The following is a 25117-nucleotide window of genomic DNA, read 5'->3' on the forward strand; positions in this document are numbered from 1 at the left end:
GTGGTCAGGGGTCGTGATACGGATCGTTCGACTGGGCCTGAGCGCGATGACGGGGCGGAACGTACTTGTGGGCGACCTTCCAACTGTACCGGAGCCCAGTTCAGTTGAGGATCGTTTTCGGCCTGCCCACGGGCCTGCCCACGGGCCTGTCCACAACCGCGCGATCGACGTTCTCATGGCGAGTCCAGGGTGCCGCCCGGAAGTACCGGAATCGCTCGCCCCGGGTCGTCGAACATCAGCGCCAAACCGTCCACCCAATGGCTGCTCTCACCGTCCTGTCCATCGGATCGATACACCAATTCCCTGAGGCTGCGCACGAATTCGGGCAGAGCGTTGAGGGTGGTGGCCCGGTTGAGCAGTTCGGTGGTTCCCCTGCGGAAGTCGTCACACCCGGGCCCGCAGTCACCGGGCGGATGTGGCTCGATACGCCAGAGGGCAACGCGGTGCCCGGCCTCCAGCAGCAGGTTCAGCGCCTCGCGCCCCGGTCCGCGGCTCACCGGGCGGCACAGCACCGGAACAGCTGCCGGGGGAGCTCCCTCGATCTCGCGATAGCTCAGCCGATGGCCCGGCGGCGGCACAGCGAGGGCCCGCAGATTGCCGGGATCCACGGCCGGCCACCGCTCGGGCCTGGGGCCGGGGACGGACGCGCTGACCGGCGCACCGCGCACCGGGGCTCTGCGCACCGTCACCGGCCGTTGCACGCCGAGCGGCTGATGGGAGAGGTCGCCGCGCCGGAACGTGCGCACGACGTCGGCGAGCTGCCACAGGTGCACCGGCGTGTCGAAATGGTCTACCGGCAGTGCTATATGGAGCGGGCACGGCCGCCCGCTGCCCTGGTCCAGAAGGAAGAAGAGCCTGGACAGCGGCCGTCGCAGATCGCCCGGCAGGTCTTCGATCGCCACCCCTTCGCCGGTCGTCCTGGCGGTGATCAGTTCGGGATCGTCCCCGTCTCGCAGCACCCAGATGTGCCAGTAGACGTGACCGGACGTCTGCCACCAGACCTGTTCCAGTTCGAGCACCACCGCTGGTCCCGTGTACGGCGGCTCCTCGTCCCGTACGGCAATGCCCAGGGCGACTCCCACCACCGGCCGCCGCTGAGCGACCACGGGTGCGGGCTCCGGCCCGGGCGCCGATTCGGAGGCGGGTGCGGGTACCGGCACGGGGGCGGTCCGCGGGACCAGGGCCCACAGGAACTGCCGCATGTCCGTGGGAAGTCCTTTCGCCCGCTTGCGTACCCAGAGCTCGACCGACCTGGTGGCATGAGGGCTGTGCGGGCCCGATGCCGCCGCCGCGTTGCACAGATAGAGCAGAAAGGCGAAGGCCTCCACCGGATGCTGCCGCTCGTACAGGAGCCCGTGACCGTCCCGCCACGCGCGCGGCGCAACCGCGGGGCGGGGTTGTACCTCGCCCCGCGCCGAGTCGAGGGCCCGCACGACCTCGCTCGGCGAACGGGGCGGGGGCAGCGCGGCGAGCAGGCCGAATGCGGTGATCCGGTCAGCGGGCGCCCACAGCAACGGGTTGTCCGCCAGGCGGTTGCCCGGCAGTCCCGCCTGCACGGTGCCCCAGGCGTTCCGTGAGCTGTCCCGGTGATGCCAGGTGTCGTGCGCGTGTATGAGGCCTTGGTACGGATCGGGGCCGAGCCACTCCTCCCCGTCCAGGGAAGCGGCCGAGGACAGCTCCCTGAGGGCGGTCGTGGCAACCGACAGCCCGCCATCCCGGTTCGCGCGCTGTTTCCTCACCACGCCGACCACCGCGCCGCGGACCAGGTCGACGACCGGGCCACCGGAGGCACCGTGCGGGATCTCGCGCTGCGGGCCGAGCCCCAGACCGTAGTCCCCCTCGTTGCCGTTGATCTCGCACACACCGCTCCATCGAAGCGGCTTGCCCGAGCCGCCTTTCGCCTCGCCGGGGTACCAGCCGTGTGCCATGACCTTGACGTCGGCCTCGCCGAGCGGCGGATCTGTCCGGTCGGACAGCCACACACATTCGTGTTCGGGCACCGGGTCGAGCAGCCGTAACAGCGCGAGGTCCGGCTCGCCGGCGACCGCGTCATGCTCATCGGGGTGCGGAAGGCAGTAGGCTGCCCGAGCTCGGGCGGTCAACTCGCCATTGGACACCAGCAGTTCCCGATCACCCCGCCAGCCGCCGCGCCACCGCAGAACATGCGCGCAGGTCAGCACCCACCCGGGCGCGACAAAAAACCCGCTCCCCCACATCGGCCCCTGCAGGCTGTCGCCTTCTGCCGGGCCGATACTGACTGTCGCTGCTTTGACCAGGTCGTTCAACGTCATGCGGGAATCAGGCGTTCAGTGCGGGGTCCGCCAAAGGCCCCGGCGCGGGGGTCTGTTCGAGCTCCGACGGGGGCTCCTGGGGGACCGGCGCTCGCAGGCGGTCCCGCCAGGTGAGGGTGACCTCGATCGATGTCTTGGCCTCTCCGTCGGCCAGGAGAGCCAGGGCGACCCCGGATTTCAGCCCGATCTCTATCCCGAACGTCGCGCTGACCTCGTCCGGAGCCGCCGCCCTCGCCGCCCGGTGCAGAGCCTCGCCGACCCCGGTGACCAAATCCTTCAGACCCTCCACACGAGCGGCCACCGCGTCCAGGACGCTCACGTCCTCGTACTCGCCGTACTCCCGGTCGACTCCCGCCGTCTCGTACTCGTCGAGGACGGTGACCCTCGCCAGTACATCGGCCCCGCCAGGCAGCTGCACCCTCTGCACCCGGTTCCCCATGACATCCCCCGATCCCACTGATGGACGATCAGGTTAGACCCGGCGACGGCACGGCGCGAGAGGTTCTCCACTACACCTATCCTTACCGGGCGAAACGTCTTCCTTCCACCCCTTCCGGAGCACCCCTTGTACTTCACCGACCGCGGCATCGAGGAGCTGGAGAGCCGGCGTGGCGAGGAGGAGGTCACCTTCGAGTGGCTGGCCGCCCGTCTGCAGGAGTTCGTGGACCTGAACCCCGAGTTCGAGATCCCGGTGGAGCGGCTGGCGACCTGGCTGGCCCGGCTCGACGACGAGGACGAGGACGACGAGTAGCCGCTTGACTTCCGCCGCACGCGATATATCGTGTCTATCAGAGACGCGATATGTTGTGTTGTCGGCGCATCCCGTGGAGGGGCGAAATGAGCGGCACGTCGGAATGGTCCGTCACCGAGCCGGACAAGCTGGTCTTCGAGGGCGGGGTCGACACCCTGCACGTCCGCATCGTCAACGGTGCGGTGAACGTCGTCGGTGTCGACGAGGGTCCGGCGCGGCTGGAGGTCAGTGAGCTGGAGGGGCCGCCGCTGATCGTGAGCCTCGAGGGCGGCACGCTGACGGTGACGTACGAGGACCTGCCGTGGAAGGGCCTCTTCAAGTGGCTGGACCGCAAGGGGTGGCGGCGGCACGCCGTGGTGTCACTGGCGGTGCCGCAGCGGACGCATGTGTCGGTGGGGGTCGTCGGGGCGAGCGCGGTGATCTCCGGGATCGCCGAACGTACGCAGGTACGCGGGGTGAACGGGGACATCGCGCTGGTCGGCCTGAGCGGGCCGGCCAGCGCGGAGACGGTGAACGGGGGCGTGGAGGCACAGGCCGTGTCCGGGGACCTGAAGGTCAACACCGTGTCCGGCGACCTGACCGTGGTGGAGGGCAGCGGGGCGGCCGTCAAGGCGGACTCGGTGAGCGGCAACATGGTGCTTGACCTGGACCCGCGCGGCGCCGCCGACGTACGGCTGACGACGGTGTCCGGGGAGATCGCGATCCGGATCCCGGAGCCGGGGGACGCGGAGGTGGACGCCAACACCACCAGCGGAGCGGTGAGTTGCGCCTTCGACGAGCTGCGGGTGACCGGGCAGTGGGGGGCCAAGCGGATCACCGGGCGGATCGGGTCGGGCGGGGCGCGGCTGAAGGCCACGACCGTGTCCGGGGCGATCGCGCTGCTGCGCCGGCCACCGATCGAAGACGCCGCCGATACGGACCCGTTCCGGAAGGACGCCTGACATGCCCCCCGTTTTCGCCCACGGCCGCCTGCGCCTGTACCTGCTCAAGCTGCTCGACGAGCGCCCGCGCCACGGCTACGAGGTCATCCGGCTCCTGGAGGAGCGTTTCCAGGGCCTGTACGCACCCTCCGCCGGCACCGTCTACCCGCGGCTGGCCAAGCTGGAGCAGGAGGGCCTGGTCACCCACTCCACCGAGGGCGGCCGCAAGGTCTACGCGATCACCGACGCCGGCCGCGCCGAACTCGCCTCCCGCGCCGGCGAGATCGACGACCTGGAGAACGAGATCCGCGAGTCCGTCTCCCTCCTCGCCGCCGAGATCCGCGAGGACGTACGCGGCGCCGCCGGCGACCTGCGCCGCGAGATCCGCGCCGCCGCCCAGCAGGCCCGTACGAAGCCCGGCCCGGCATCCGACCACCAGGAGTGGAAGGAGCAGGCCCGCCGCGCCAAGGAGGAGGCCCGCAGCGCCCGGCGCCAGGCCAAGGAGGCGCAGGACTTCGCACGCGACGAGGTGCAGCGGATCGCCCGCCGGGTGCAGGACGAGGTGCAGGAGCACGTCCAGCGTGGCGACTGGCAGGGCGGCCTCAAGGAGGGCCTGGCCGAACTCAGCCGGGAGCTGGGCCAGTTCGGGCGCTCGACGCCCTGGCCGGGGTATGTGAAGCCCGACCCGGCCGGCGCCGAGGCCCCCGACTGGGCCTCGGAGGACGCCCCGGTGAGCGACGACCCGGCCCGCGACCTCGAGCGGCTGCTCGACCGCTTCCGCGACGACGTACGTGACGCCGCCCGCGACCACGGCGTCACCGCCGAGCAGTTGCGCGAGGCCCGCCGCCATCTGTCGACGGCCGCGGCGCACATCGGCGTCGTACTGCGGACGCGCAAATCCTGACCGACCCTTGACCGGGCGCCGGGGACAGCTCCCCGGCGCCCGGTGCGATGATCAGCCCGTGGACATCCTGACCGCTCTGCTGGGCGCCGTCGCGCTGCTCGTCCTCGGCCTCGGGCTGGTGGCCGCGACCAGCGGCCGGATGCTGCCCTGGCTCGTCGGCCAGACCCCCCGCCCCCGGCTGTGGGGCCTCGGGCAGCTGCCGCTCGGGCTCATGGTCCTCTTCCAGGCCTACGCCCGGGCCGTCCACATCGCTCCGGGCACGCGCCTGGTGCTGTCCGGCATCGGGGCCGTGGGCGTGGTGGTCGGCGTCGGCCTCAGCTGGGCCGGTCAGCGCGCACGCCGCCGGAAGCTGCCCACCCCGCCGTTCACAGGGTGAGGACGACCTTTCCGAAGAGGTCGCCGCCCTCCATCTTCTCGAAGCCCTCGCGGGCGCGGTCGAGCGGGAAGACGGAGTCGATGACGGGCCGGACGCCGGTCGCCGCGCAGAAGCTGAGCAGGTCCTCGAGCTCGTCCTTCGTACCCATCGTGGAGCCGACGACCTTCAGCTCGAGGAAGAAGATCCGGTTCAGCTCCGCGGACTTCGGGCTCGGCCCGGACGTCGCGCCGGAGATGACCAGCGTGCCGCCCGGCCGCAGCGACTTGACCGAGTGGGACCAGGTGGCCGCGCCGACGGTCTCGATGACCGCGTCGACCCGGTGCGGCAGCCGCGCACCCGCCTCGAAGGCGGCCTCCGCGCCGAGTTCGACCGCCCGGGCGCGCTTCGCCTCGTCGCGGCTGGTCGCGAAGACCCGGAGCCCGGCGGCCTTCCCCAGCACGATCGCGGCGGTCGCGACGCCGCCGCCGGCGCCCTGCACGAGGACCGAATCCCCGGGCCGTACCCCGGCGTTGGTGAAGAGCATGCGATACGCGGTCAGCCATGCCGTCGGCAGGCAGGCGGCCTGCTCGAAGGACAGCTCCTTGGGCTTGCGCAGTACGTTCCAGCTGGGCACGGACACCTTCTCGGCGAAGGTCCCCTGATACCGCTCGGTGAGAATGGACCGGGGCTCGTCCGGCCCCACCCCGTAGCCCGACTGGCCGATGACGGAGTGCAGGACGACCTCGTTGCCGTCCTCGTCGATGCCGGCCGCGTCGCAGCCGAGGATCATCGGCAGGCTCTCCTCGCCCAGCCCGACCCCGCGCAGGGACCACAGGTCGTGGTGGTTGAGCGAGGCCGCCTTGACGTTCACGGTCGTCCAGCCGGGCCGGGGCCCGGGTTCGGGACGCTCCCCGAGCTCAAGGCCGTTCAGCGGCTGGTCACGGTCGATGCGGGCAGCGTAGGCAGCGAACATGACCTTGAACGTAGCCGCGCGGAGCGGTGCCCGTGAAGGCCCCGCCCCGCGAAGCGACGTACGTCACCCGGCTAGGTGTTTTGACCCGCAGGGTCAAAACACCTAGCGCCTGGCCACGCCCTCGGCCCGGGCCGCGGCGGCGACCGCCGCCGTGACCGCCGGGGCGACCCGCTCGTCGAAGGGCGAGGGGATGACCCGGTCCGCCGACAGCTCGCCGTCCACGACCGCGGCCAGGGCTTCCGCCGCCGCGATCTTCATGCCCTCCGTGATCCGGGACGCCCGCACCTGGAGCGCGCCGGCGAAGATGCCGGGGAAGGCCAGCACGTTGTTGATCTGGTTCGGGTAGTCGCTGCGTCCGGTCGCGACGACGGCGGCGTACTTGTGCGCGACGTCGGGGTGGATCTCCGGCGTGGGGTTGGCCATCGCGAAGATGAACGCGCCCTTGGCCATCCCGGCCACCGCTTCCTCGGCCACGGTGCCGCCCGAGACGCCGATGAAGACGTCGGCGCCGTCCAGCGCGGCCTCGAGCGAGCCGGTGAGGCCGGCCCGGTTCGTATACGAAGCCAGCTCACGCTTGGCGGAGTTCAGGTCCTCGCGGCCCGCGTGGACGACGCCCTTGCGGTCGGTGACGGCGACGTCGCCGATGCCGGCCTCGACGAGGATCTTGGCGATCGCGACCCCGGCCGCGCCGGCCCCCGAGATCACCGCGCGCAGCTCGCCCAGCGACCGCCCGGTCAGCCGCACGGAGTTCCGCAGGGCGGCCAGCGTCACGACGGCGGTGCCGTGCTGGTCGTCGTGGAAGACCGGGATGTCCAGGCGGTCGATCAGCTTGCGCTCGATCTCGAAGCAGCGCGGCGCCGAGATGTCCTCGAGATTCACTCCACCGAAGGACGGGGCGAGCCGCACCACGGTCTCGACGATCTCGTCCACGTCGGTCGTCGCCAGCGCGATCGGCACCGCGTCGACGCCGCCGAACTGCTTGAAGAGGATCGCCTTGCCCTCCATCACCGGAAGCGAGGCCTCGGGACCGATGTCGCCCAGGCCCAGCACCGCGGTGCCGTCGGTCACGACCGCCACGACGTTCGACTTCCAGGTGTACTCGTGGACGAGCTCCGGCTGCTCGGCGATGGCGCTGCACACCTTGGCCACACCCGGCGTGTAGGCGAGCGACAGGTCGTCGGCGTCGCGCACGGGCACCGTGGCGGACACCTCCATCTTGCCGCCGCGGTGCAGGGCGAACACCGGATCGACGGGGCTCTCAGGACCGTCGCTGTCGGTGCGAGGATTGACAATCTCCGCTGCCACTTTTTGACCCCTTTGTCTAAAATTCTCTCTGAGGGTACTACCCCCTACGACAGGGGATAGGTGGGCTCGGCAAGCACAGCCACAGGAATGCGAGTGGTCCCGCGACGCGCACTGCCAGGCGTGCCGCACGCACGCCCTGGGCCCCGGATGAGGGGTAAGGGTCTGTTCTACCGGAAGACCGTTTCCGCTGACGAGTCGTAAACGCGCGAGGACGGCACGAGCAGTTCGGGAGGATTGCCGCTTGGCGGGACAAAGCGTCCGAATAGCGGGATACGGCACGTGATACGCGTAACTTGTCAACACGGCCCCACCGCGGTCCGGCCCTGGTGTACCGGCCTGGCGGGAGCCCGGGGATCGCCCGTTATCCGATTTTGACACAACCGGTCGCCTAAACGCCCATGTCCGGATGGCAAGATGCCTGAGATCACACGGTGTCGCGAACCCCGAACGCGTGTGTGAGACACAGGGAGCTACCCCACTCCGCAGGAGGAACCAGCATGACCGCCAGCACCACCCGTCGCTCGACCGCCACACCCCGCTTCGCCGCGGTCGGAGCCATCGCGGTCGCAGGTGCCCTGCTGCTCACCGGCTGCGGTGACCAGACCAACAAGGGCAGCTCGACTTCCAGCGCCTCCTCCTCGAACGCTCCGCTGTTCAGCAAGCTGCCCGCGAAGTTCCAGAAGTCCGGCGTGATCAAGGTCGGCACCGACGCCACCTACGCCCCCATGGAGTACACCGAGAGCGGCAAGATCGTGGGTATCGACCCCGACATCGCCACCGCGCTCGGCAAGCAGCTCGGCGTGAAGTTCGAGTTCGTGAGCGGCACCTTCGACGGCCTGATCACCTCGCTGAACACCGGCCGCCAGGACGTCGTCATGTCCGCGATGAGCGACACCAAGGCACGCCAGCAGGGCCTCGACGACAGCGGCAAGAAGATCGGCACCGGCGTCGACTTCGTCGACTACTTCGAGTCCGGCGTCTCGCTGCTGGTCAAGAAGGGCAACCCGTCGGGCATCAACGCCCTCGCCGACGTGTGCGGCCACACCGTCGCGGTGCAGCGCGGCACGATCTACGAGACCACCTTCAAGGACCAGGCCAAGAAGTGCGGCTCGAAGAAGCTCACCGTCGAGTCGTACGACACGGACGCCGAGGCGCAGACCCGGGTCAAGGCCGGCGGCGCGGTCGCCGACCTCAACGACTATCCGGTGGCCGCCTACCTCGCCAAGACCTCCGGCGGCGGCAAGGACTTCGACGTCGTCGGTGACCAGATCGGCGCGGGCCCCTTCGGTATCGCGACCAGCAAGAGCAACACCCAGCTGCGCGACGCCCTCAAGGACGCCGTTGACGCGATCATCGCCGACGGCACCTACAAGGCGGTTCTCGCGAAGTGGGACGTGGCCAACAGCGCCGTCACCAAGGCAGCCATCAACGGCGGCTCCTGATCCGCGTTCCGCAGAAGGGCAGTCACTGTGACTGACAAGATCGACAAGGCGCCTGGGCCCGCCGCCGACGCCCCGACGCCTTACGAGGACATCCGTGCCATTCCGGTGCGCCACTACGGCCGCTGGGTCAGCGGCGTCATCGTGGTCGTCCTCCTCGCCTGGCTCGTCTACGCCTTCTCCCAGGGCAACGTCATCTGGGGGACCGTCGGGGACAAGCTCTTCGACACCTCCGTGCTCACCGGCCTCTGGCACACCGTCCTGATCAGCGTCACCTCGATGCTGCTCGGCCTGGTGCTGGGCGTGCTGTTCGCCGTGATGCGGCTGTCGAAGAACCCGGTGACGGGCGCAGTGGCGTGGCTGTACATCTGGTTCTTCCGCGGCACGCCGGTGTACGTACAGCTGCTGATGTGGTTCAACCTGGCGCTGATCTTCCAGTACCTGAACCTCGGGCCCATCTACAAGAACGAGATGGTCGACGTCATGACCCCGTTCGTCGTGGCCCTGCTGGGCCTCGGGCTGAACGAGGGCGCGTACATGGCGGAGATCGTCCGGGCGGGCATCCAGTCCGTCGACGAGGGCCAGACGGAGGCCTCGCACGCCCTGGGCATGACCGCCGGTCAGACCATGCGCCGGGTCGTGCTGCCGCAGGCGATGCGGGTGATCATCCCGCCGACCGGCAACGAGTTCATCAACATGCTGAAGACCTCGTCGCTGGTGTCCGCCGTGCAGTACGTGGAGCTGCTGCGCGCCACCTCCAACATCGGCTCGACCTCGGGCGCGGTGATGGAGATGCTCTTCGTCGCGTCGGTCTGGTACCTGATCCTGACCAGCATCTTCAGCGTCGGCCAGTACTACCTGGAGCGCCGGTTCGCGCGCGGCTCACTGCGCAGCCTGCCGCCCACTCCGCTCCAGCGCATCAAGGTCAATCTGCTCGGCATGGGCAACCGTCCGACTGGTCCGGCAGGGGGCGTCGCATGAGCACTCAGCCCATGGTCAAGGCGGAGGGCGTGCACAAGTCCTTCGGCCTGGCCCACATCCTCAAGGGGATCGACCTGGAGGTCGCACCCCGGGAGGTGTTCTGCCTGATCGGCCCCTCGGGGTCGGGCAAGTCCACCTTCCTGCGGTGCATCAACCACCTGGAGAAGGTCAACTCCGGGCGGCTGTCGGTCGACGGCGAGCTGGTCGGCTACCGGCAGAAGGGCGACAAGCTCTACGAGCTCAAGGACCGCGAGGTGGCCGCGAAGCGGCGGGACATCGGCATGGTGTTCCAGCGCTTCAACCTCTTCCCGCACATGACGGCGCTCGAGAACGTCATGGAAGCCCCGGTCATGGTCAAGCGCGAGTCGAAGGCCGTCGCCCGCGAGCGGGCCCAGCGGCTGCTGGACCGCGTGGGCCTGGCCGACAAGGCGCAGAGCTACCCCTCGCAGCTGTCGGGTGGCCAGCAGCAGCGGGTCGCGATCGCCCGCGCGCTCGCGATGGAGCCGAAGCTGATGCTCTTCGACGAGCCGACCTCGGCCCTCGACCCGGAGCTGGTCGGTGACGTCCTGGACGTCATGCGCGGTCTGGCCGAGGACGGCATGACCATGGTCGTCGTCACCCACGAGATGGGCTTCGCCCGCGAGGTCGGCGACGCCCTGGTCTTCATGGACGACGGCGTCGTGGTCGAGGCGGGCAATCCGCGCGACGTGCTGACGAACCCGCAGCACGACCGCACCCGGTCCTTCCTGTCGAAGGTCCTGTAGCGCGCAAGGAATCCGGCGCGAAAAGAAGCGCATGAAGGGGCGGCACCTATGGGGTGCCGCCCCTTACCCGTTACGTCACTTCAGCCCGAGCACCACCGCGTCGGTCACCGACCGCCACACCGGCCGCGCCTCCGCGAAGCCCGCCTCGCGCAGCGCCGCCGCGTGCCACTGCGCCGAGTGCGTCTCGCCGTCCGCGTGGTCGCCGTAGATCTCGTACCGCCGGGCCGTCGGCTCGGCCAGCACGGGGTCGGCCTTGGCCGTCGCCCACCACTCCTCCCAGGTCAGGACTCCGGCGGCCTTCTCGCGCTCCTGACGGGCCCGGTCGTGCGCCCGGGCGGCGGCGTTCAGGCGTGGCGTGGAGGGGTCGGGCATGTGGTCGGCGTTCATGAAAACCCCGCCGTCCCGCAGCACGCCGGCGATCTGTCCGTAGAGCGCCTTGAGGGGCTCCGGCTTGAGCCAGTGCAGGGCGGTGGCGGTCAGCACGGCGTCGTACGTCCCGTACGGGAGCTTCGACGGCCACTGCGGGTCGTGCAGGTCGACGGTGACGAAGGTGACCCGCCGGTCCCCCGCGAAGTAGCCGCTCGCGATGGTCAGCAGCGCAGGGTCGAGGTCGAGGCCGGTCGACACGGCGCCCGGGAAGCGCTTCAGCAGCCGGTCGGAGATACTGCCGGTGCCGCACGCCAGGTCCAGCACCCTGGGTTCGGGGCCGGCGAGGGCCTCCACCATGTCGAGCATCACCCGGAAGCGTTCCTCCCGGTCGGGCAGGTACCACTCCTGCTGCCGGTCCCAGCTGTCCTGCCAGGTCTTCCAGTCGGCGACATGCATGACGATCCCCTCCAGCCGTAATACCCTTAAAGCCACAGCAGCCATTACTCACCCTAGAGCGCGCCCGTAAGGACTACAAGTGGAACTGGCCTATTACTCGGACTACGCTGTGCGCCTGGTGAACAGCGAGGAGCCGGCTCGCGGCACCGACGCCCTCACCAGCGTCGACGCCGTACGCGCCCTCTTCGGCCCGTCCACCCAGGCCGCCGCCCGCGCCGTCGACTCCGACGTCAACCGCCTGCGCGCCGTACGCACCCGCCTGCGCGGGGTCTTCGAGGCCGCCGCCGAGGGCGACGAGGTCCGGGCCGTCGACCTCCTCAACGCCCTGCTCCTGGAATTCCCGGTCAGCCCACAGGTCTCCGGCCACCAGCACCTGGACGCGAGCGGCCGCCCCGACTGGCACATGCACCTCGCCGACCACGCCGCCAACGCCACCGCCGCCTACGCGGCGACCGCCTGCATGGGCCTGGCCTTCCAGCTCACCGACCTCGGCGTCGACCGCCTCGGCATCTGCCAGGCCGCGCCCTGCCGGAACGCGTACGTCGACACATCGACAAACCGCTCACGCCGCTACTGCTCCGACCGCTGCGCCACCCGCGCGAACGTCGCCGCCTACCGCGCCCGCAAACGCCTCGAGAACGACCGGTCCGCCCTCAGCGGTCTCACGCACGACACCGCCCACGAAGCCACCCCGGCCACCGACCGCTGAACCTCGAGCGGCGGCCTGAACCGCCCCAGCCCCCGGGCCAGTACGAGCTCGTCCGGCACCGTCCCGAACTGACGGCTGTCGCTCTCCGCGAACGTGTTGTCCCCCAGCACCCACCAGCCGCCGTCGCGTCGCTCCACAGCGCGCTTGACGATCAGCAGATCCTGCTGAAGCGGGTGCCGGAGCACCACGACATCACCCTCACGGACTACATCCGGGCTCTTCACGTACTGGATCAGCAGCCAGTCGCCGTTCTTCAGCGTCGGCAGCATCGACGGACCCGTCACCTCGACCAGCTGGAACGGCAGCCTGGCCCTGCCCTCCCGCATGCCGCGCCTCCTCACGCCTGCCTCGTCCCTTCCTCCACCAGACCCAGAGTGACACCAGACTTTTGTCCTAAGCACCCAGGGGCACCCGAGAAAACGACTCCGGCAGGGAGTAATCTCCCATCTGGAAAGACGATCACGAGGAAGGACAGCCATGTTCACTCGCCTGTTCGCGCCCAAGGTTAAGGTCAGCGCCCACTGCGACCTGCCCTGCGGCGTCTACGACCCGGCCCAGGCCCGTATCGAGGCCGAGTCCGTCAAGGCGGTCCAGGAGAAGTACCAGGCCAACGAGGACCCGCACTTCCGCGCCCGCGCCATCGTCATCAAGGAGCAGCGCGCGGAGCTGGCCAAGCACCACGTCTCGGTGCTCTGGAGCGACTACTTCAAGGCCCCGCACTTCGAGAAGTACCCCCAGCTCAGCACGCTGGTCAACGACACCCTGAAGGCGCTCAGCGCCGCCAAGGCGTCGACCGACCCGGCGACCGGCCAGAAGGCCCTCGACCTGATCGCCGAAATCGACAAGATCTTCTGGGAGACCAAGAAGGCCTGATTCCGGCAGAGAACGCGGGCCCGCGCCCGGCCCGCAGGACACCGACCACGGAGTCCTGACGAGCCGGGCGCGGGCTTTTGTCATTCGTTCCTGTGGTTATTCGTTCCTGGCGGTTTCCGGCCCGGTGATCCGCTTGAGCAGGGGGAGGGTCAGGGCGATGACGCCGAGGGAGACGGCGAGGCCTGCGAGGACCGTGATGTAGTACTCGGCTCCTGGTGGTCGGAGCGAGTAGTTCTGCTGGGACTTGAGGAACAGCTTGGCGGCCAGGAAGCCGCTGGTGGTCGCGACCACCGCGCTGACGAGGAGCGGAACGGCGGTCTCCAGGGCGATGATGCGGCGCAGCGTGCCGAGTTGGACGCCGGTGAGGCGCAGCAGGCTGAAGGGGCGTTTGCGGTCGTTGAGGCCGGCGACGACGCTCACGGCGAGGCTGCAGCCGGCGATGCAGAGGCTGACGATGATGACGACGCCGGCCAGTTGCTGGTAGCCGTTGAGCAGTTGGGCCGTGTCCGTGGAGGCCCGGCGCTCCGCGGTGGTGGCGGGTGGCTGCTGCTGGTGGGGGAAGGCGACGGTGAGGGCGGTTCTCACCTGCTCGATCACCGATGTCGATCCGTTCGTGCCGACGATGAGCGTCTGGACCGGGATCTTGTCGAGTGCCGCGGAGGAGAGGCGGGCGGCGGGCCAGCCCGAGGGGTACTGGTCGGGGGCGGTTTCCGAGTCGAAGACGAAGTTCGGGGGGACCGAGGCCACGTCGGTCCCGGCGGCGCAGTGGCCGAAGTCCGGTATGGCGGTGAGCTGGCGGCACGAGACGAGTCCGGCCACGGTGGGCACGGGGCCGCCGAGGTCGATCTTGGTGCCGAGGGGATTGGTGTGGATCAGCAGCACACCGTTGACGCCGGGGATCGAGCGCAGCCCGGCCAGGACCGGGTCCGCGATCGGCGGGATGGACGACCTCGGCACACCCGGGACGGTGGTCCAGCCGCGGGAGAAGTCGGCCATCACGGTGCTCCTGGCGGCCGCGGTGCCGTGCGGGACGCCGCGTTCGGCGACCTCCGTGGTGATCACCCCGACGGCTGTGCTGGTGACGAAGAGGGCGAGGACGAGCCCGCTGATGGCGCGGAAGCCGGCCTGCGGGTTGTCCGCGAGGCGCCGCCCGGCGATGAGCGTCGCGGGCCGGTTGGTGCGGCGGGCCATGACCCGGGCGCCCATCATGGTGAGCCACGGTCCGGCGATGACCAGGCCGGCCATCATCAGGAAGATTCCGCTGAGATACGCCCGGATCTGGCCGTCGGTGGTGGCGGGATGCCTGCCGACGAAGTAGCTGAGTTCGCCGATCCCGGCGGCCAGCGGGATCAGCCGGTACGCCCGGGGAGCGCGCGGCGTGACCCGTCGGCTCACGCCCAGCGGGGAGATCCGTACGCGTCGCAGCGCCAGCCGCGCAGCGGCCGCCGCCGCCAGCGGGACGCCGACGGCGACGAGCAGGATGTCGGCCGGGTTGAGCGACAGGTCATCCGGGTAGAACCGCACGCCGGTGAAGGGAGCCGCCGCCAGCGGCACCCGGAAGAGGAAGAACAGGCCGAAGCCGATGGCCGTACCGGCGACGGCGGCGACGGTCGACTCGACGGCCGAGACCACGGAGACCTGCCGGGGCGTCGCACCGACCAGGCGCATCGCGGCGAAGCGCTGCTCCCGGCGGGCGGCGGCGAGCCGGGTGGCTGTGCCGATGAAGATGAGTACGGGGAAGAGCAGCGCTGCCGAGGTGACGGAGAGGATCAGGTCGATGCCGGACGCCCGGGTGCCGTTCTGGCAATTCGAGCAACTGCCGGGGGACTGGGTGGCGATGCTGGTGACCAGCGCCGCGTCGGGTAGGTGCGACAGCTCGTCGACGGTGTGGCCGACGATGACGATCAGGGAGTCCGGGCCCGGGAGCGCCGCCGCGCCGATCGTGCCGACCTGGCTTCCGGCGTATCGGTCGCCGAGTTCGGCGGCCGGCGCGGAGCGCAGCAGTGCGCTGAGGGCCGGTGAGGCGTAGTACTGCCCTGGCCCGGGCAGCCGCGGGATGCCCGGCGGGACCGGTGACTCGGGCCCGGTGGCGGCGACGTCGACCCGGATGATGCTCTTGCCGTCGTAGAGGTCGGCGCTGAGTGTGCCCCACAGCGGATCGGGTGACGGTTTGACGCCGGCGGCGGTGGCTCCGCGCGCGCCTGAGTTGAGCCAGGCGTAGCGGGCGTTCTGCGTGTTGACGCCGTTGACGGCCGCCAGGGTGACCAGTAACAGGCCGACTCCGAGGGCCACGGCGGCGGCGGTGACGATGAGGCGGGCGACGGCCTCTCTGCCGCCGCGCAGGGTGAGGCGCAGGCCGAAGGAGATCATGAACCCACCCGGTCGGCCGAGAACGAACTCACTTTTCCGTCGCGGACGATGACCTCGCGGTCGGTGTACGCGGCCACCCTGGGCTCGTGGGTGACCACGATGACGGTGGTGCCCTGCTCACGCGCGGCGGCGACCAGCAGGTCCATGACGTGCTCGCCGGTGAGGGAGTCGAGCGATCCGGTCGGCTCGTCGGCGAACAGCACCTCCGGGCGCGCGACCAGGCCCCGGGCGAGCGCGACGCGTTGCGCCTGCCCCCCGGACAGCTCCCCGGACCGGCGGCGTTGCAGGCCTTCCAGGCCGAGCCGCTCGAACCACTCTCCGGCGGCTTTCAGCGCGGCCGTCCGTCGGGTGCCGCCGAGCAGCAGCGGCAGCGCGATGTTCTCCTCGGCGGTCAACTCGGGCACGAGCTGCCCGAACTGGAAGACGAAGCCGAAGCGGTCCCGGCGCAGGACGCTGCGCTCGGTCTCGCTCATGGTGTCGAGCCGGCGGCCCGCGAAGTGGATCTCACCGGAGTCGGGGGTGAGGATCCCGGCCAGGCAGTGCAGCAGCGTCGTCTTGCCCGAACCGCTCGGGCCCATGATGGCCAGGATCTCTCCGGCGGCCACCGTCAGGCCGGCGCCCTGGAGCGCGGGGGTCTGGCCGAACGACAGCACGACGTCACGCGCCTCGAAGACATGGCTCGGGGAACCGGGGTCCGCGGGAAGGCTGTCGGCGTTCATGGCCGCACCGCCTCCGCGAGGGCGTCGAGACGGGCGGCGGTCAGGTCGATCCACCGCAGATCCGATTCGAGGTGGAACAGGCCGTGGTCGGCGAGGAGCGCGTCGACCATGCCGCCGGCCCGCTTGACCTCCATCAGCTCGCGCATCCGGCGCAGGTGGGCGGCCCGTTGGGTGTCGAGGTAGCGCGCCGCGTCGCGGCCGAGCATCAGCGCCAGCACGACCTTGGCGAACAGCACCGTCTGCAGGTGCGGTTCGGCCTCCACCGGCTCGGTGAGCCAGGCCTCGAACTCGGTCGCTCCCTGCTCGGTGATGACGTACCGCTTGCGGTCGGGGCCGGCTCCCGCCTCCGCCTCGCCCACCACCACCTTTCCGTCCCGGGCCAGTCGGCCGAGGGTCGCGTAGACCTGCCCGGACGGGAGTGGTTTGCCGCGCCCGAACACGGCGTCGTAGTCGCGTTTGAGGTCATAGCCGTGGCTCGGCTCTCGCTCGAGCAGGCCCAGCAGGGTAAGGGGAACACTCATGACGTCAACGTACCCTCAGCGTATACCCCGCGTCTATACACTGAGTGGCTACGATGCTGGAGCGGGCCGGAGCGGGAGCCGGGCGCAGCGCTATGCGACCGTCAGGACGAGCGCGCCGGTGTGGCCGCTGCCCGGCGTGACGGCGGTGGCGGTGCCGTCGACCGTCAGGGTCAGGGTGCGGCCCGCGGGTGCGTCGAGGGCGGCGTCGGAGGCGATGACGAGCTTGGTGAGATACGAGGTGCCGGTGACGGTCCAGTGGGAGCCGGAGGCGAGGGTGACGAGAGCGCCGTTGTTGACGGCGGCCTGCGGGATGTTGGTGACTTCGCCCAGCTGCCGGTACTCCGCAGAGGTGATGGGGCTGACGGCGTGCTGGGACCGGGAGGCGGTGATGACGCCCCTGAGGCTGGAGTTGGCGAGGGTGACGACCAGGTTCTTGCCGCTCCGCATGGCGTTGTAGAAGTCGCCCTTCAGCGCGATGTCGGTGAAGGCGGCGGTCACGTCGGCGTCGTGGACCGCGCTGACGTCGAAACTCTCCACGCGGTCGGGGTCGCCGGTGGGCTCGGTGTAGACGCCGGTGTTGTAGGGCACGCCGTCGGTGACGACCGGCCCCGGGTCGTCGTTCTCCATCACCTGGACGAGGACGCCGTTGCCGGGGTTGAGGCGGGCACCGTCGGAGCCGTCGACGGTGATGGCCACCTGCTGACCCTTGGCGAGGAAGGTGGTCTCCGCCGAGTTGAGGACGGTGCCACCGCTGATGTCGACGGAGCCGCCACCCTTGCTGTGCCACATGACGCCGAAGCGCCGGGAGTTGATGGTCGTACGTCGGACGGGGATGGCGGCGAGCTCGCGGGAGGTCAGCCCGAGCTCCAGGTCGTCGTTGAGCTGGGAGACGGTGGCGTGGGTGCTGTCGCCGAAGACGACGCCGCCGCCGGTGCTGATGGCCGCGTAGGTCGCGACGTCGAAGGTGGAGCCGTAGAAGCGGACGGTCGCGGTGCCGTCGGCGTACGTTCCGTAGCCGTCGTCGCCGGAGTTGGTGAGGGAGCTGGCGATGGCCGTGAGCTGGGCCTTGGTGTCCGAGTCGGTGGACAGGACGCCCCAGTCCTCCGAGGTGATGGAGGAGTTGATGTAGGTGGCTTTGGTGTTGGCGCCGAGGCAGTTGGTGGCGCGGTTGTTGCCGGAGATGCTGAGCATCCAGGGCGCCGACTCCATGTAGAGCGGGAAGACGGAGGCCTGGTAGTCGTCGGGCAGGACGCCGTTCCGGGTCCGGATCCGGGAGTTCTTGACGATCACGTTGGCGCCGTCGTCGGCGACGACGGCCGGCCGGACCGCGCCCCTGTTGCTGATATCGGCGCCGTCGACGACCAGCGTGGTGCCCGTGCCGGTGCCCACGATGCCGGCGCCGTAACCGACGAAGTCGCAACGGCCGTTGCCGTCGAAGGCGATCCGCGGACGCACCAGGGTGTAGGTGCCGTCCTTGACGTAGACGCCGTTGTAGGCCTGGCCGTCGGAGGTGATGCCGATGTCCTTCGCGTACGTGTCCGTCACCCTGCCGCCGACCACCCCGGCCAGGGCGGAGCTGCCCCTGACGACGCCCTCGGAACCGACGTACAGGCCCTGGCGGAGGGGGAAGACGAGCGAGAACCAGGTCACTGGGTTCTCGGTGGCCACGGTGAGCACGATGTCGCCCCAATAGGTTCCGGGCGCGATCGTGGTGGCGGCGGCGAAGGTCGAGGGCAGGACCGAACCCGTCTCGACGCCGTTGACGGTCATCGTCAGGCTGTAGCCGTCCGGGGCGGTGAGCGCGCCGCCCTCGGCGATGGTCAGGAGCTGTACGCGGGTGGTCTCGCCAATCTCCCTGGTCTCCCCCGCCCCCACCGAGATCTTGCGGGCCGTGGCTGTGGCCGTGGCCGCAGCGGCGGTGCCGGCCGGGGTCCACAGCACGGTCGCCGCGGCGGCGGCGCCCCCTGCGGCGAGGACCGAGCGTCGGGTGAACTGCGTCATTGCGTGCCTCCGCGAAGATGGGCCAACAGTCGCCGACGAGTGAAGCAACCGGCGGAGTTGACCAACAGGGCGAAGGTGGAGATCCACAGATTGTCCGTTGACATGACAGAAATCGGCCCGGCCCATACCCGCAGCCCCGCAGCCCACCCGCGACCCCGGGGCGTCGGTGGCTGCGTCTAGAGTGCGCGCGTGATGAGTGATGAGAGTCGGAGACCGGCGGGTGGTGGGCCGGAAGGCGCGGAGCAGATGATCGCGGAGGCGCGGAAGGCGTTCTTCGTGATGTTCGGCTTCCTGGCGGTCGTGTGGGCGCTGCAGCTCGCCAACTGGGCGCAGCAGTACGGCCTCTCCCGGGACTACGGTCTGGTCTCCGGCAGCCTCGGGACGCTGCCGGACCTCCTCACCGCGCCCTTGCTGCATTGGAGTTGGGCCCACATCGAGAGCAATTCCGGGCCGCTGTTCGTCTTCGGCTTCCTCGCCGCCTACCGGGGCGTGGCCCGCTTCCTGGGCCTGACCCTGCTGGTCGCCATGACGAGCGGGCTGACGGTGTGGTTCTTCGAGCGCGGGAATGTCGAGACGGTCGGCGCCAGCGGGCTGATCTTCGGTTACTTCGGATACGTCGTCGTACGCGGGCTCTTCGACCGGCATCTGATCGACACGCTCATCGGCGTCGTCATGGCCGGCTCCTTCGCGTACATGCTCACGGTGGCCGTGCCGGGAACCCCCGGAGTGAGCTGGCTCGGCCACCTCGGCGGGCTGGTCGGCGGCGTGGTCGGGGCGTGGGTCTTCCGCGACCGGCGAGGCCCGCGACCGGCGGGGCCGGCGCGGATCGCGGGAACCGGCCATCCGCGCTCCGACCTGCACAAGGAGCTGGGCGACCTGGGGCTGCTGGATTGATCAGTTCGCGCCAGCTCGCCTACGTACGGGCACCGCGCCCGCGCCGACTTCATGGCGGCCGTCGCCGACCGCATCCCGGGCGCCGTCCACGAGACGCTGCCGCACACGCCCCCCATGCAGACCCTGGAACAGTATGGGGATGTCTCCATTCTCGGCCGCTGGGCCGGGGCCACCACCCAACGCTCCCGGGTGGGGCCCCTGTTGCCCCTGGGGCGTGTGGGGCACACCGCACTACTTCAGCAGCGCGCGGTCACCGGTGAGGTAGCCGGCCTGGAACCGGCTCTGCGCGCCGAGTTCGTCGAAGATCTCGGCGACGTACTTGCGGCAGGTGCGCAGTGAGACACCGAGGCGGCGGGCCATGGTCTCGTCCCGCACTCCCTCGCTGAGCAGGCGGAGGATGTTGCGCTGGACGTCGGTCAGGCCTCCGGTGTTCAGACGGCTGTCGCTGAAGGGCAGCGCCAGGTCCCAGGCGCGGTTGAAGGCGCCGTAGAGGAACGAGATGGTCGAGGGGTCCCGGATGACGGCGGCGCCGCCGGGGATGGAGTGGTGCGGGATGAAGACCAGGGAGCGGTCGAATCCGAGCATTCTGCCGAAGAGTTCGGGGCTGGTACGGACCTCGGCGCCGGAGCCGGTGACGCGGTCGACGTACTCGCTGGTCGCCACGTGGTGGCGGGCGGAGTGCTGGTAGAGCGTACGCATCCGTACGCCTCTGCAGAGCAGTTCGATGTCGCGGGCCGCGGCCTGCTCGAGCTGCTCGGGCGGCCGGCCTCCCCCTGGCTGGCAGGTGATCATCTCGACCTTGCACCGCGCGCTGGCCTCGTCGACCAGAGAAAGGACGTCGGAGAGCGATCCGACGACTTCCACCGGATGCTGAACGGTCCGCGCGTCACCGAGGGCCGAATAGAGATCCGCCAGCTCGCCGAAAGCCTGGCGGGACGTGTTCAGGTCGACTATCGACTGCCGCAGCCTCGACTCGGTGGCCGCCAGACGCGCCGCCGCGATTTGCGGGTTGAGCACGCGCCACCGCATTCCCGCGTCCTCGCCGGCGCCCCCGCTGTCGTCCCCGCCGCCGTCCTGTGGCTCCATCAGGTGGACGCCGACCAAGGCCTCCATCGCCTCGCGCGCTTCGTCGTACGAAAGACCCAGTACATCTGCCGTTTCATCTGCTGAAACAAATCCCCGGGCGACAGCCCATTTATAGACCCTCATTTGTGCCGGACTGAGCCTCCAGTCGGGCGCCGGCTCATCAAAAACGCCCTTATTGTCCACTTCGCCCCCCTGCAGCTTACTGTTTGCATCATCATGGCGGCGGAGAGCGGTTGAAGACAAGACGGGCCCCCGGACATGCTCCTGAGGTGGCCGAATCCAATCGAGCGGCCTCGATTCGAGCACGGGGAGACCGGAGAACATGAAGTCGTTTCGGATCGCCGCCGCAGCAATCCTCGCGGCTTGGGCGTTGACCTTGATCGCGACCGACGGCGTGATTTCCCAGAAGGAAGTCGGCCCGGTCGGGAAACTGGCCGCAGCAGCCGAAACAAGCACCTCCACAGCACCGGGCGACAGCGGCTGGGGCTGATTCGGAGCTCACCGGGCATCCGTTTCATCGAGCCGAAAGAGAAGAAGACTTGACCTCCAAGGAATTCAAGGAATTCGGCGAAACAAAAGACGTGTTCCCCGCCGGCGAGTGCCTTCCTGAACTGCTCCGGGAACAGCTCGGAAAGAACCCGGACGATACGGCGGTTGTTCACGAGAACGAAACCGTCACCTACCGCGAACTCGTCAGGACCAGCTCCGACCTGGCCGCTTATCTGCACCATCTCGGTATGGCTCGCGATGACTGCGTCGGTGTTTTCGCAGAACCGTCGATCGATCTACTGATCGGCGCCTGGGGAATTCTCTTCGCCGGCAGCGCCTATCTGCCGCTCTCACCCGACTACCCGGAGGAGCGGCTGCGCTACATGCTCGCCGACTCCGGGACCAAGGTGGTCCTGTCCCAGGAGAAGCTCAGCGCGCGGCTCGCGGAGCTGGCGCCGGAGGGCACCCTGGTCGTGACCCTGGAGGACGCCGCCGCGTTCGCCAGGTCACGGCCGGCCGTGGCCGCGGGGTCCGGGACCGGCAGCGGGCCGGCCCCTCGCAGCCTGGCGTACGTCATCTACACCTCGGGCAGCACGGGAAAGCCGAAGGGGGTGATGATCGAACACCGCAGCATCGTCAACCAGATGCGCTGGCTGCGGGACTCGCACAACGTGGGCCCGGGGAAGACCGTCCTGCAGAAGACGCCGATGAGCTTCGACGCGGCGCAATGGGAGATCCTCGCGGTCGCCTGCGGCAGCAAGGTCGTCATGGGCAGCCCCGGCATCCACCGGGACCCCGACAGGCTGATCGAAGCGGTCGTACGACACCGGGTGACGACCCTGCAATGCGTTCCGACGCTGCTCCAGGCCCTCGTGGACACCGACGAGCTGCGCGACTGCGCCTCGCTCACGCAGATCTTCAGCGGCGGGGAGGCCCTGTCGGGGACGCTGGCCGCCGAATGCCTCGAAGCACTGCCTGGGTGCGAGCTGGTCAACCTCTACGGCCCGACCGAGTGCACCATCAACTCGTCCGCGTACGCCGTCGACAGGGCCGTGACAGGCAACGCCTCCCACGCGGTGCCGATCGGCACTCCGGTGGCCGGCACCCGCTACCACATCCTCGACGACAACCGGGCGCCCGTGGCCCCGGGCGAGACCGGCGAGCTCTACGTCAGCGGGATCCAGCTCGCGCGGGGATACCTGCACCGGCCGGAACTGACGGCCGCCCGCTTCACGGTCAACCCGTTCTCCTCGGACGCCGGGCACGACAGGCTCTACCGGACCGGCGACCTGGCCCGCTGGAACGCCGACGGCGACGCCGAGTACGTCGGCCGGGTGGACACCCAGGTGAAGCTGCGGGGCTTCCGGATCGAACTGGACGAGATAAGGCTGCGGATCGAGACCCACGACTGGGTCAAGAACGCCGCGGTCATCGTCAAGAAGGACCTCCGCACCGGATTCCAGAACCTGGTGTCCTTCGTCGAGCTGAACCCGAAGGAAGCGGCCCTGATGGACCAGGGCAACCACGGCGCCCACCACCAGTCCAAGGCGAGCAGACTCCAGGTCAAGGCCCAGCTGTCCAACCGGGGCTGCCGGGACGCGGAGGAACTCGACGGGAAGACCGTGGTGGACCTTCCCGGCCGGGAGCCGACCCCGGAGCAGCGGCGGCTGGCCTTCAGCCGCAAGACGTACCGCTTCTTCGAGGGCGGCACCGTCGGCAGGGACGACATTCTGCGGTTACTCGGAAGACGGGTCCGTGGCACGGATTCCCGTGGGCCGGAGGACCTGAGCCGCTTCGAACTGGGCCGGATCCTGCGGTATTTCGGGCAGTATCTCAGCGAGGAACGACTGCTGCCGAAGTACGGGTACGCCTCGCCCGGTTCCCTCTACGCGACGCAGATGTACTTCGAGCTGGACGGTCTGGCCGGCCTGGAGCCGGGCTTCTACTACTACCACCCCGTCCATCACCGGCTGGTGCTGATCAGGGCGAAGGCCGCCGCCGACCGCCCCCGGGTGAAGATCCACTTCATGGGGAAGAAGCGGGCGGTCGAGCCGGTCTACCGCAACAACATCCAGGAAGTCCTGGAGATCGAGACCGGCCACATGGTCGGGCTCTTCGAGGAGATCCTTCCCGGCCACGGGCTGAGCATCGTCCCTGTCGACCACACCCCCGCTGCCAGGGACCACCTGGAATGCGCCGAGGAGGACTACTACCTCGGCACGTTCGAGATCGTCCGCTACGCCCCGCCGGTCCCGGACGACTCCCTGGAGATATACGTCCAGCCGCATCCGGGGAGCGTCGACGGCCTGCCCGCCGGCCAATACCTCTACCGGGACGGCGACCTGGAGCGGATCTCCGACGAACTCGTCCTGAAGAAGCACGTCATCGCCATCAACCAGCAGGTGTACGAGAGGTCGAGCCTCGGCATCACCGTCATCAGCAGGTCCGACCGGGGCTGGCTGCGTTACGTCGAACTCGGCAGGAAACTCCAGCATCTGCAGATGAACGGCCTGAACATCGGCTTCATGTCGTCCGGTTACAGCTCCAAGACCGGAAACGACCTCCCCTCGGCCAAAAGGATGCAACACATCCTGGAGGCCGGCGGCCGGGAGGCCGGTCCCTCCTACTTCTTCGTCGGCGGCCGCGTGAGCGACGACCAGGTCCGCGGCGAGGACATGAAGGAGGACGTCGTCCACATGAAGGGCCCCGCCGAGCTCATCAAGGACGACCTGGCGGCCTTCCTGCCCGACTACATGGTGCCCAACCGGGTCACCGTGCTGGACCGGCTTCCCCTCACCGCCAACGGGAAGATCGACTCCAGGGCGCTGGAGGCCCTGGAGGCCCCCGACAGCGGCACGATCCGGCCCGCCGACCGGCCGTACACGCCGCCGCGTACGGAGACCGAGCGCCGCGTCGGGGAGATCTGGAAGACGTTGATGAAACGGGAGGACGTCTCGGTTCTGGACGACTTCTTCGAGTCCGGGGGCAACTCGCTGATCGCCGTCGGGATCATCAACAGAATCAACCGGGAATTCCGCAGCTCGCTTCCCCTCCAGGTGCTCTTCGACTCCCCGACCGTCGAAAAACTGGCCCTCAGCGTGGACGACGAGACCGCCGAACCGCCCTCGCGCCTCGTGCTCCTGAGGCCCGGCGGGGAGGCGAGTCCGGCCTTCTGCTGGCCCGGCCTCGGCGGCTACACGATGAATCTGAAACCCCTGGCCGACGCGGTCGGCGGCGCGCAGCCGTTCTACGGGGTGCAGGCCCACGGGATCAACGAGGGAGAAACCCCCTACCCCACCATCAAGGAGATGGCCGCGGCCGACATCAAGGCCATGAAGCGGCTTCATCCGGAGGGCCCCTACACGCTCTGGGGTTACTCGTTCGGGGCCCGGGTCGCTTTCGAGACGGCCTACCAGCTGGAACAGGCGGGTGACCGGGTCACCGGTCTCTTCCTGATCGCCCCGGGATCGCCGGCTCTGCGGTCACCTGCCGGGACCGACGCCCACGACCCCGACGCGGCGTACCGCGACAAGGCCTATCTGACGATCCTCTTCTCCGTCTTCGCCGGAACGATCACGGGTCCGGCCCTGGAGGAGTGCCTGGGAGTGGTCCGCGACGAGGACACCTTCGCGTCGTACATCGCGGACCGGTACCGGCATCTCGACCGCGATCTGGTGAAGCGCGTCATGAGGATCGTGCAGCTCACCTACCGGTTCAAGTACACCTTCGACGAACTGCTGGAACGGCGGATCAGCGCGCCCGTGACGATATTCAAGGCCCGGGGCGACGACTACTCGTTCATCGAGAGCAGCAGCGGCTACTCCGCACACAGCCCGACCGTCTTCGAGACCGAGGCGGATCACTACAGCATTCTCAAGCCCCCGCACGTGGACGGACTCGTCGACAGGATCCGTCTGCTGCCGATCCACTGAAATCCGGTCCAGCGA

Annotated in this window: 23 protein-coding genes; 12 read left to right on the forward strand and 11 right to left on the reverse strand. The window is 69.4% G+C overall.

Annotation, left to right across the window (positions count from 1 at the left end):
* Window positions 1-173 precede the first annotated feature (173 nt).
* Both ACFXJ5_RS26095 and ACFXJ5_RS26100 read right to left on the reverse strand, forming a co-directional pair.
* The gene (locus ACFXJ5_RS26095) at window positions 174-2291 is read right to left on the reverse strand and encodes a VMAP-C domain-containing protein (protein WP_384635680.1); all 2118 of its coding nucleotides are present in this window, start codon (window positions 2289-2291) and stop codon (window positions 174-176) included.
* Between the two features lie 7 nt (window positions 2292-2298).
* The gene (locus ACFXJ5_RS26100; RefSeq protein WP_384635683.1) at window positions 2299-2709 is read right to left on the reverse strand and encodes a CU044_2847 family protein; all 411 of its coding nucleotides are present in this window, start codon (window positions 2707-2709) and stop codon (window positions 2299-2301) included.
* 147 nt (window positions 2710-2856) lie between these two features.
* Here ACFXJ5_RS26100 and ACFXJ5_RS26105 point away from each other — a divergent pair, with 147 nt between their 5' ends.
* From ACFXJ5_RS26105 to ACFXJ5_RS26120, 4 genes are all read left to right on the forward strand, one after another.
* Window positions 2857-3042: a DUF6104 family protein gene (locus ACFXJ5_RS26105; RefSeq protein ID WP_384635686.1), complete on the forward strand. Its 186-nt coding sequence runs from the start codon at window positions 2857-2859 to the stop codon at window positions 3040-3042.
* A gap of 86 nt (window positions 3043-3128) precedes the next feature.
* Window positions 3129-3983 (forward strand): DUF4097 domain-containing protein, encoded by an 855-nt coding sequence (locus tag ACFXJ5_RS26110; RefSeq protein WP_384635689.1) that lies wholly within the window; start codon window positions 3129-3131, stop codon window positions 3981-3983.
* 1 nt (window position 3984) lies between these two features.
* On the forward strand, window positions 3985-4866 hold the full coding sequence (locus ACFXJ5_RS26115) for a helix-turn-helix transcriptional regulator (RefSeq protein WP_384635692.1): 882 nt from the start codon (window positions 3985-3987) through the stop codon (window positions 4864-4866).
* A 58-nt stretch (window positions 4867-4924) separates the two neighbouring features.
* A complete protein-coding gene (locus ACFXJ5_RS26120) occupies window positions 4925-5242 on the forward strand; it encodes a hypothetical protein (RefSeq protein ID WP_384635695.1) in 318 nt (105 codons plus the stop codon).
* On the opposite strand, the gene ACFXJ5_RS26125 is transcribed toward ACFXJ5_RS26120, so the two are convergent.
* Together ACFXJ5_RS26125 and ACFXJ5_RS26130 are read right to left on the reverse strand one after the other, a co-directional pair.
* Window positions 5232-6194 (reverse strand): zinc-binding dehydrogenase, encoded by a 963-nt coding sequence (locus tag ACFXJ5_RS26125; RefSeq protein ID WP_384635698.1) that lies wholly within the window; start codon window positions 6192-6194, stop codon window positions 5232-5234. The two genes, ACFXJ5_RS26120 and ACFXJ5_RS26125, sit on opposite strands and share 11 nt — an antisense overlap.
* A 102-nt stretch (window positions 6195-6296) precedes the next feature.
* Window positions 6297-7499: an NADP-dependent malic enzyme gene (locus ACFXJ5_RS26130; protein WP_384635701.1), complete on the reverse strand. Its 1203-nt coding sequence runs from the start codon at window positions 7497-7499 to the stop codon at window positions 6297-6299.
* A gap of 497 nt (window positions 7500-7996) precedes the next feature.
* Between ACFXJ5_RS26130 and ACFXJ5_RS26135 the strand changes: the two genes are divergently transcribed.
* The 3 genes from ACFXJ5_RS26135 to ACFXJ5_RS26145 are packed head-to-tail and all read left to right on the forward strand — an operon-like array spanning window position 7997 to window position 10683.
* Window positions 7997-8941: an ABC transporter substrate-binding protein gene (locus ACFXJ5_RS26135; RefSeq protein WP_384635704.1), complete on the forward strand. Its 945-nt coding sequence runs from the start codon at window positions 7997-7999 to the stop codon at window positions 8939-8941.
* A 27-nt stretch (window positions 8942-8968) separates the two neighbouring features.
* Window positions 8969-9919 carry an amino acid ABC transporter permease gene (locus ACFXJ5_RS26140; RefSeq protein WP_384635707.1) on the forward strand — a complete coding sequence of 317 codons (951 nt, stop codon included), beginning with the start codon at window positions 8969-8971 and terminating at the stop codon, window positions 9917-9919.
* On the forward strand, window positions 9916-10683 hold the full coding sequence (locus tag ACFXJ5_RS26145) for an amino acid ABC transporter ATP-binding protein (RefSeq protein WP_384635710.1): 768 nt from the start codon (window positions 9916-9918) through the stop codon (window positions 10681-10683). The genes ACFXJ5_RS26140 and ACFXJ5_RS26145 overlap by 4 nt, the downstream gene beginning before the upstream one ends.
* A gap of 75 nt (window positions 10684-10758) precedes the next feature.
* Here the strand turns inward: ACFXJ5_RS26145 and ACFXJ5_RS26150 are convergent, their stop codons facing one another.
* Entirely contained in the window at window positions 10759-11508 is a 750-nt protein-coding gene (locus ACFXJ5_RS26150) for a class I SAM-dependent methyltransferase (protein ID WP_384635712.1), read from the reverse strand.
* Between the two features lie 79 nt (window positions 11509-11587).
* Here ACFXJ5_RS26150 and ACFXJ5_RS26155 point away from each other — a divergent pair, with 79 nt between their 5' ends.
* On the forward strand, window positions 11588-12217 hold the full coding sequence (locus ACFXJ5_RS26155; protein WP_384635715.1) for a CGNR zinc finger domain-containing protein: 630 nt from the start codon (window positions 11588-11590) through the stop codon (window positions 12215-12217).
* Here ACFXJ5_RS26155 and sodX read toward each other — a convergent pair.
* A complete protein-coding gene (gene sodX / locus ACFXJ5_RS26160; RefSeq protein WP_384635718.1) occupies window positions 12121-12543 on the reverse strand; it encodes a nickel-type superoxide dismutase maturation protease in 423 nt (140 codons plus the stop codon). The two genes, ACFXJ5_RS26155 and sodX, sit on opposite strands and share 97 nt — an antisense overlap.
* A gap of 151 nt (window positions 12544-12694) precedes the next feature.
* Here sodX and sodN point away from each other — a divergent pair, with 151 nt between their 5' ends.
* On the forward strand, window positions 12695-13090 hold the full coding sequence (sodN, locus tag ACFXJ5_RS26165; RefSeq protein ID WP_127358959.1) for a superoxide dismutase, Ni: 396 nt from the start codon (window positions 12695-12697) through the stop codon (window positions 13088-13090).
* A gap of 96 nt (window positions 13091-13186) precedes the next feature.
* On the opposite strand, the gene ACFXJ5_RS26170 is transcribed toward sodN, so the two are convergent.
* The 4 genes from ACFXJ5_RS26170 to ACFXJ5_RS26185 form a co-directional block, all read right to left on the reverse strand.
* A complete protein-coding gene (locus ACFXJ5_RS26170; RefSeq protein ID WP_384635722.1) occupies window positions 13187-15460 on the reverse strand; it encodes an FtsX-like permease family protein in 2274 nt (757 codons plus the stop codon).
* On the reverse strand, window positions 15457-16179 hold the full coding sequence (locus ACFXJ5_RS26175; protein WP_384635725.1) for an ABC transporter ATP-binding protein: 723 nt from the start codon (window positions 16177-16179) through the stop codon (window positions 15457-15459). Before ACFXJ5_RS26175 ends, ACFXJ5_RS26170 begins: the two co-directional genes overlap by 4 nt.
* Entirely contained in the window at window positions 16176-16700 is a 525-nt protein-coding gene (locus ACFXJ5_RS26180; protein WP_384635728.1) for a PadR family transcriptional regulator, read from the reverse strand. Before ACFXJ5_RS26180 ends, ACFXJ5_RS26175 begins: the two co-directional genes overlap by 4 nt.
* Window positions 16701-16790: 90 nt before the next feature.
* Window positions 16791-18701 carry a hypothetical protein gene (locus tag ACFXJ5_RS26185; protein ID WP_384635731.1) on the reverse strand — a complete coding sequence of 637 codons (1911 nt, stop codon included), beginning with the start codon at window positions 18699-18701 and terminating at the stop codon, window positions 16791-16793.
* A gap of 192 nt (window positions 18702-18893) precedes the next feature.
* On the opposite strand from ACFXJ5_RS26185, the gene ACFXJ5_RS26190 reads away from it, so the two are divergent.
* Window positions 18894-19595, forward strand: coding sequence for a rhomboid family intramembrane serine protease (locus ACFXJ5_RS26190; protein WP_384635734.1), 702 nt, complete (start codon window positions 18894-18896; stop codon window positions 19593-19595).
* Between the two features lie 231 nt (window positions 19596-19826).
* On the opposite strand, the gene ACFXJ5_RS26195 is transcribed toward ACFXJ5_RS26190, so the two are convergent.
* Window positions 19827-20708 carry a LuxR C-terminal-related transcriptional regulator gene (locus ACFXJ5_RS26195; RefSeq protein WP_384635736.1) on the reverse strand — a complete coding sequence of 294 codons (882 nt, stop codon included), beginning with the start codon at window positions 20706-20708 and terminating at the stop codon, window positions 19827-19829.
* 295 nt (window positions 20709-21003) lie between these two features.
* Here ACFXJ5_RS26195 and ACFXJ5_RS26200 point away from each other — a divergent pair, with 295 nt between their 5' ends.
* The gene (locus tag ACFXJ5_RS26200; RefSeq protein ID WP_384635739.1) at window positions 21004-21171 is read left to right on the forward strand and encodes a hypothetical protein; all 168 of its coding nucleotides are present in this window, start codon (window positions 21004-21006) and stop codon (window positions 21169-21171) included.
* 49 nt (window positions 21172-21220) lie between these two features.
* Window positions 21221-25102 (forward strand): amino acid adenylation domain-containing protein, encoded by a 3882-nt coding sequence (locus tag ACFXJ5_RS26205; RefSeq protein WP_384635742.1) that lies wholly within the window; start codon window positions 21221-21223, stop codon window positions 25100-25102.
* Window positions 25103-25117 lie beyond the last annotated feature (15 nt).

It is taken from the genome of Streptomyces sp. NPDC059373 (assembly GCF_042751495.1).
In the GTDB taxonomy this organism is placed as follows: Bacteria; Actinomycetota; Actinomycetes; order Streptomycetales; family Streptomycetaceae; genus Actinacidiphila.

What these genes read in the sequence shown, in the direction of transcription:
- ACFXJ5_RS26095 (WP_384635680.1), bottom strand. Translation starts at nt 2,291, where the DNA reads ATGACGTTGAACGACCTGGTCAAAGCAGCGACAGTCAGTATCGGCCCG.
- ACFXJ5_RS26110 (WP_384635689.1), top strand. Translation starts at nt 3,129, where the DNA reads ATGAGCGGCACGTCGGAATGGTCCGTCACCGAGCCGGACAAGCTGGTC.
- ACFXJ5_RS26115 (WP_384635692.1), top strand. Translation starts at nt 3,985, where the DNA reads ATGCCCCCCGTTTTCGCCCACGGCCGCCTGCGCCTGTACCTGCTCAAG.
- ACFXJ5_RS26125 (WP_384635698.1), bottom strand. Translation starts at nt 6,194, where the DNA reads ATGTTCGCTGCCTACGCTGCCCGCATCGACCGTGACCAGCCGCTGAAC.
- ACFXJ5_RS26135 (WP_384635704.1), top strand. Translation starts at nt 7,997, where the DNA reads ATGACCGCCAGCACCACCCGTCGCTCGACCGCCACACCCCGCTTCGCC.
- ACFXJ5_RS26145 (WP_384635710.1), top strand. Translation starts at nt 9,916, where the DNA reads ATGAGCACTCAGCCCATGGTCAAGGCGGAGGGCGTGCACAAGTCCTTC.
- ACFXJ5_RS26150 (WP_384635712.1), bottom strand. Translation starts at nt 11,508, where the DNA reads ATGCATGTCGCCGACTGGAAGACCTGGCAGGACAGCTGGGACCGGCAG.
- sodX (WP_384635718.1), bottom strand. Translation starts at nt 12,543, where the DNA reads ATGCGGGAGGGCAGGGCCAGGCTGCCGTTCCAGCTGGTCGAGGTGACG.
- sodN (WP_127358959.1), top strand. Translation starts at nt 12,695, where the DNA reads ATGTTCACTCGCCTGTTCGCGCCCAAGGTTAAGGTCAGCGCCCACTGC.
- ACFXJ5_RS26170 (WP_384635722.1), bottom strand. Translation starts at nt 15,460, where the DNA reads ATGATCTCCTTCGGCCTGCGCCTCACCCTGCGCGGCGGCAGAGAGGCC.
- ACFXJ5_RS26175 (WP_384635725.1), bottom strand. Translation starts at nt 16,179, where the DNA reads ATGAACGCCGACAGCCTTCCCGCGGACCCCGGTTCCCCGAGCCATGTC.
- ACFXJ5_RS26180 (WP_384635728.1), bottom strand. Translation starts at nt 16,700, where the DNA reads ATGAGTGTTCCCCTTACCCTGCTGGGCCTGCTCGAGCGAGAGCCGAGC.
- ACFXJ5_RS26185 (WP_384635731.1), bottom strand. Translation starts at nt 18,701, where the DNA reads ATGACGCAGTTCACCCGACGCTCGGTCCTCGCCGCAGGGGGCGCCGCC.
- ACFXJ5_RS26190 (WP_384635734.1), top strand. Translation starts at nt 18,894, where the DNA reads ATGAGTGATGAGAGTCGGAGACCGGCGGGTGGTGGGCCGGAAGGCGCG.
- ACFXJ5_RS26195 (WP_384635736.1), bottom strand. Translation starts at nt 20,708, where the DNA reads ATGGAGGCCTTGGTCGGCGTCCACCTGATGGAGCCACAGGACGGCGGC.
- ACFXJ5_RS26200 (WP_384635739.1), top strand. Translation starts at nt 21,004, where the DNA reads ATGAAGTCGTTTCGGATCGCCGCCGCAGCAATCCTCGCGGCTTGGGCG.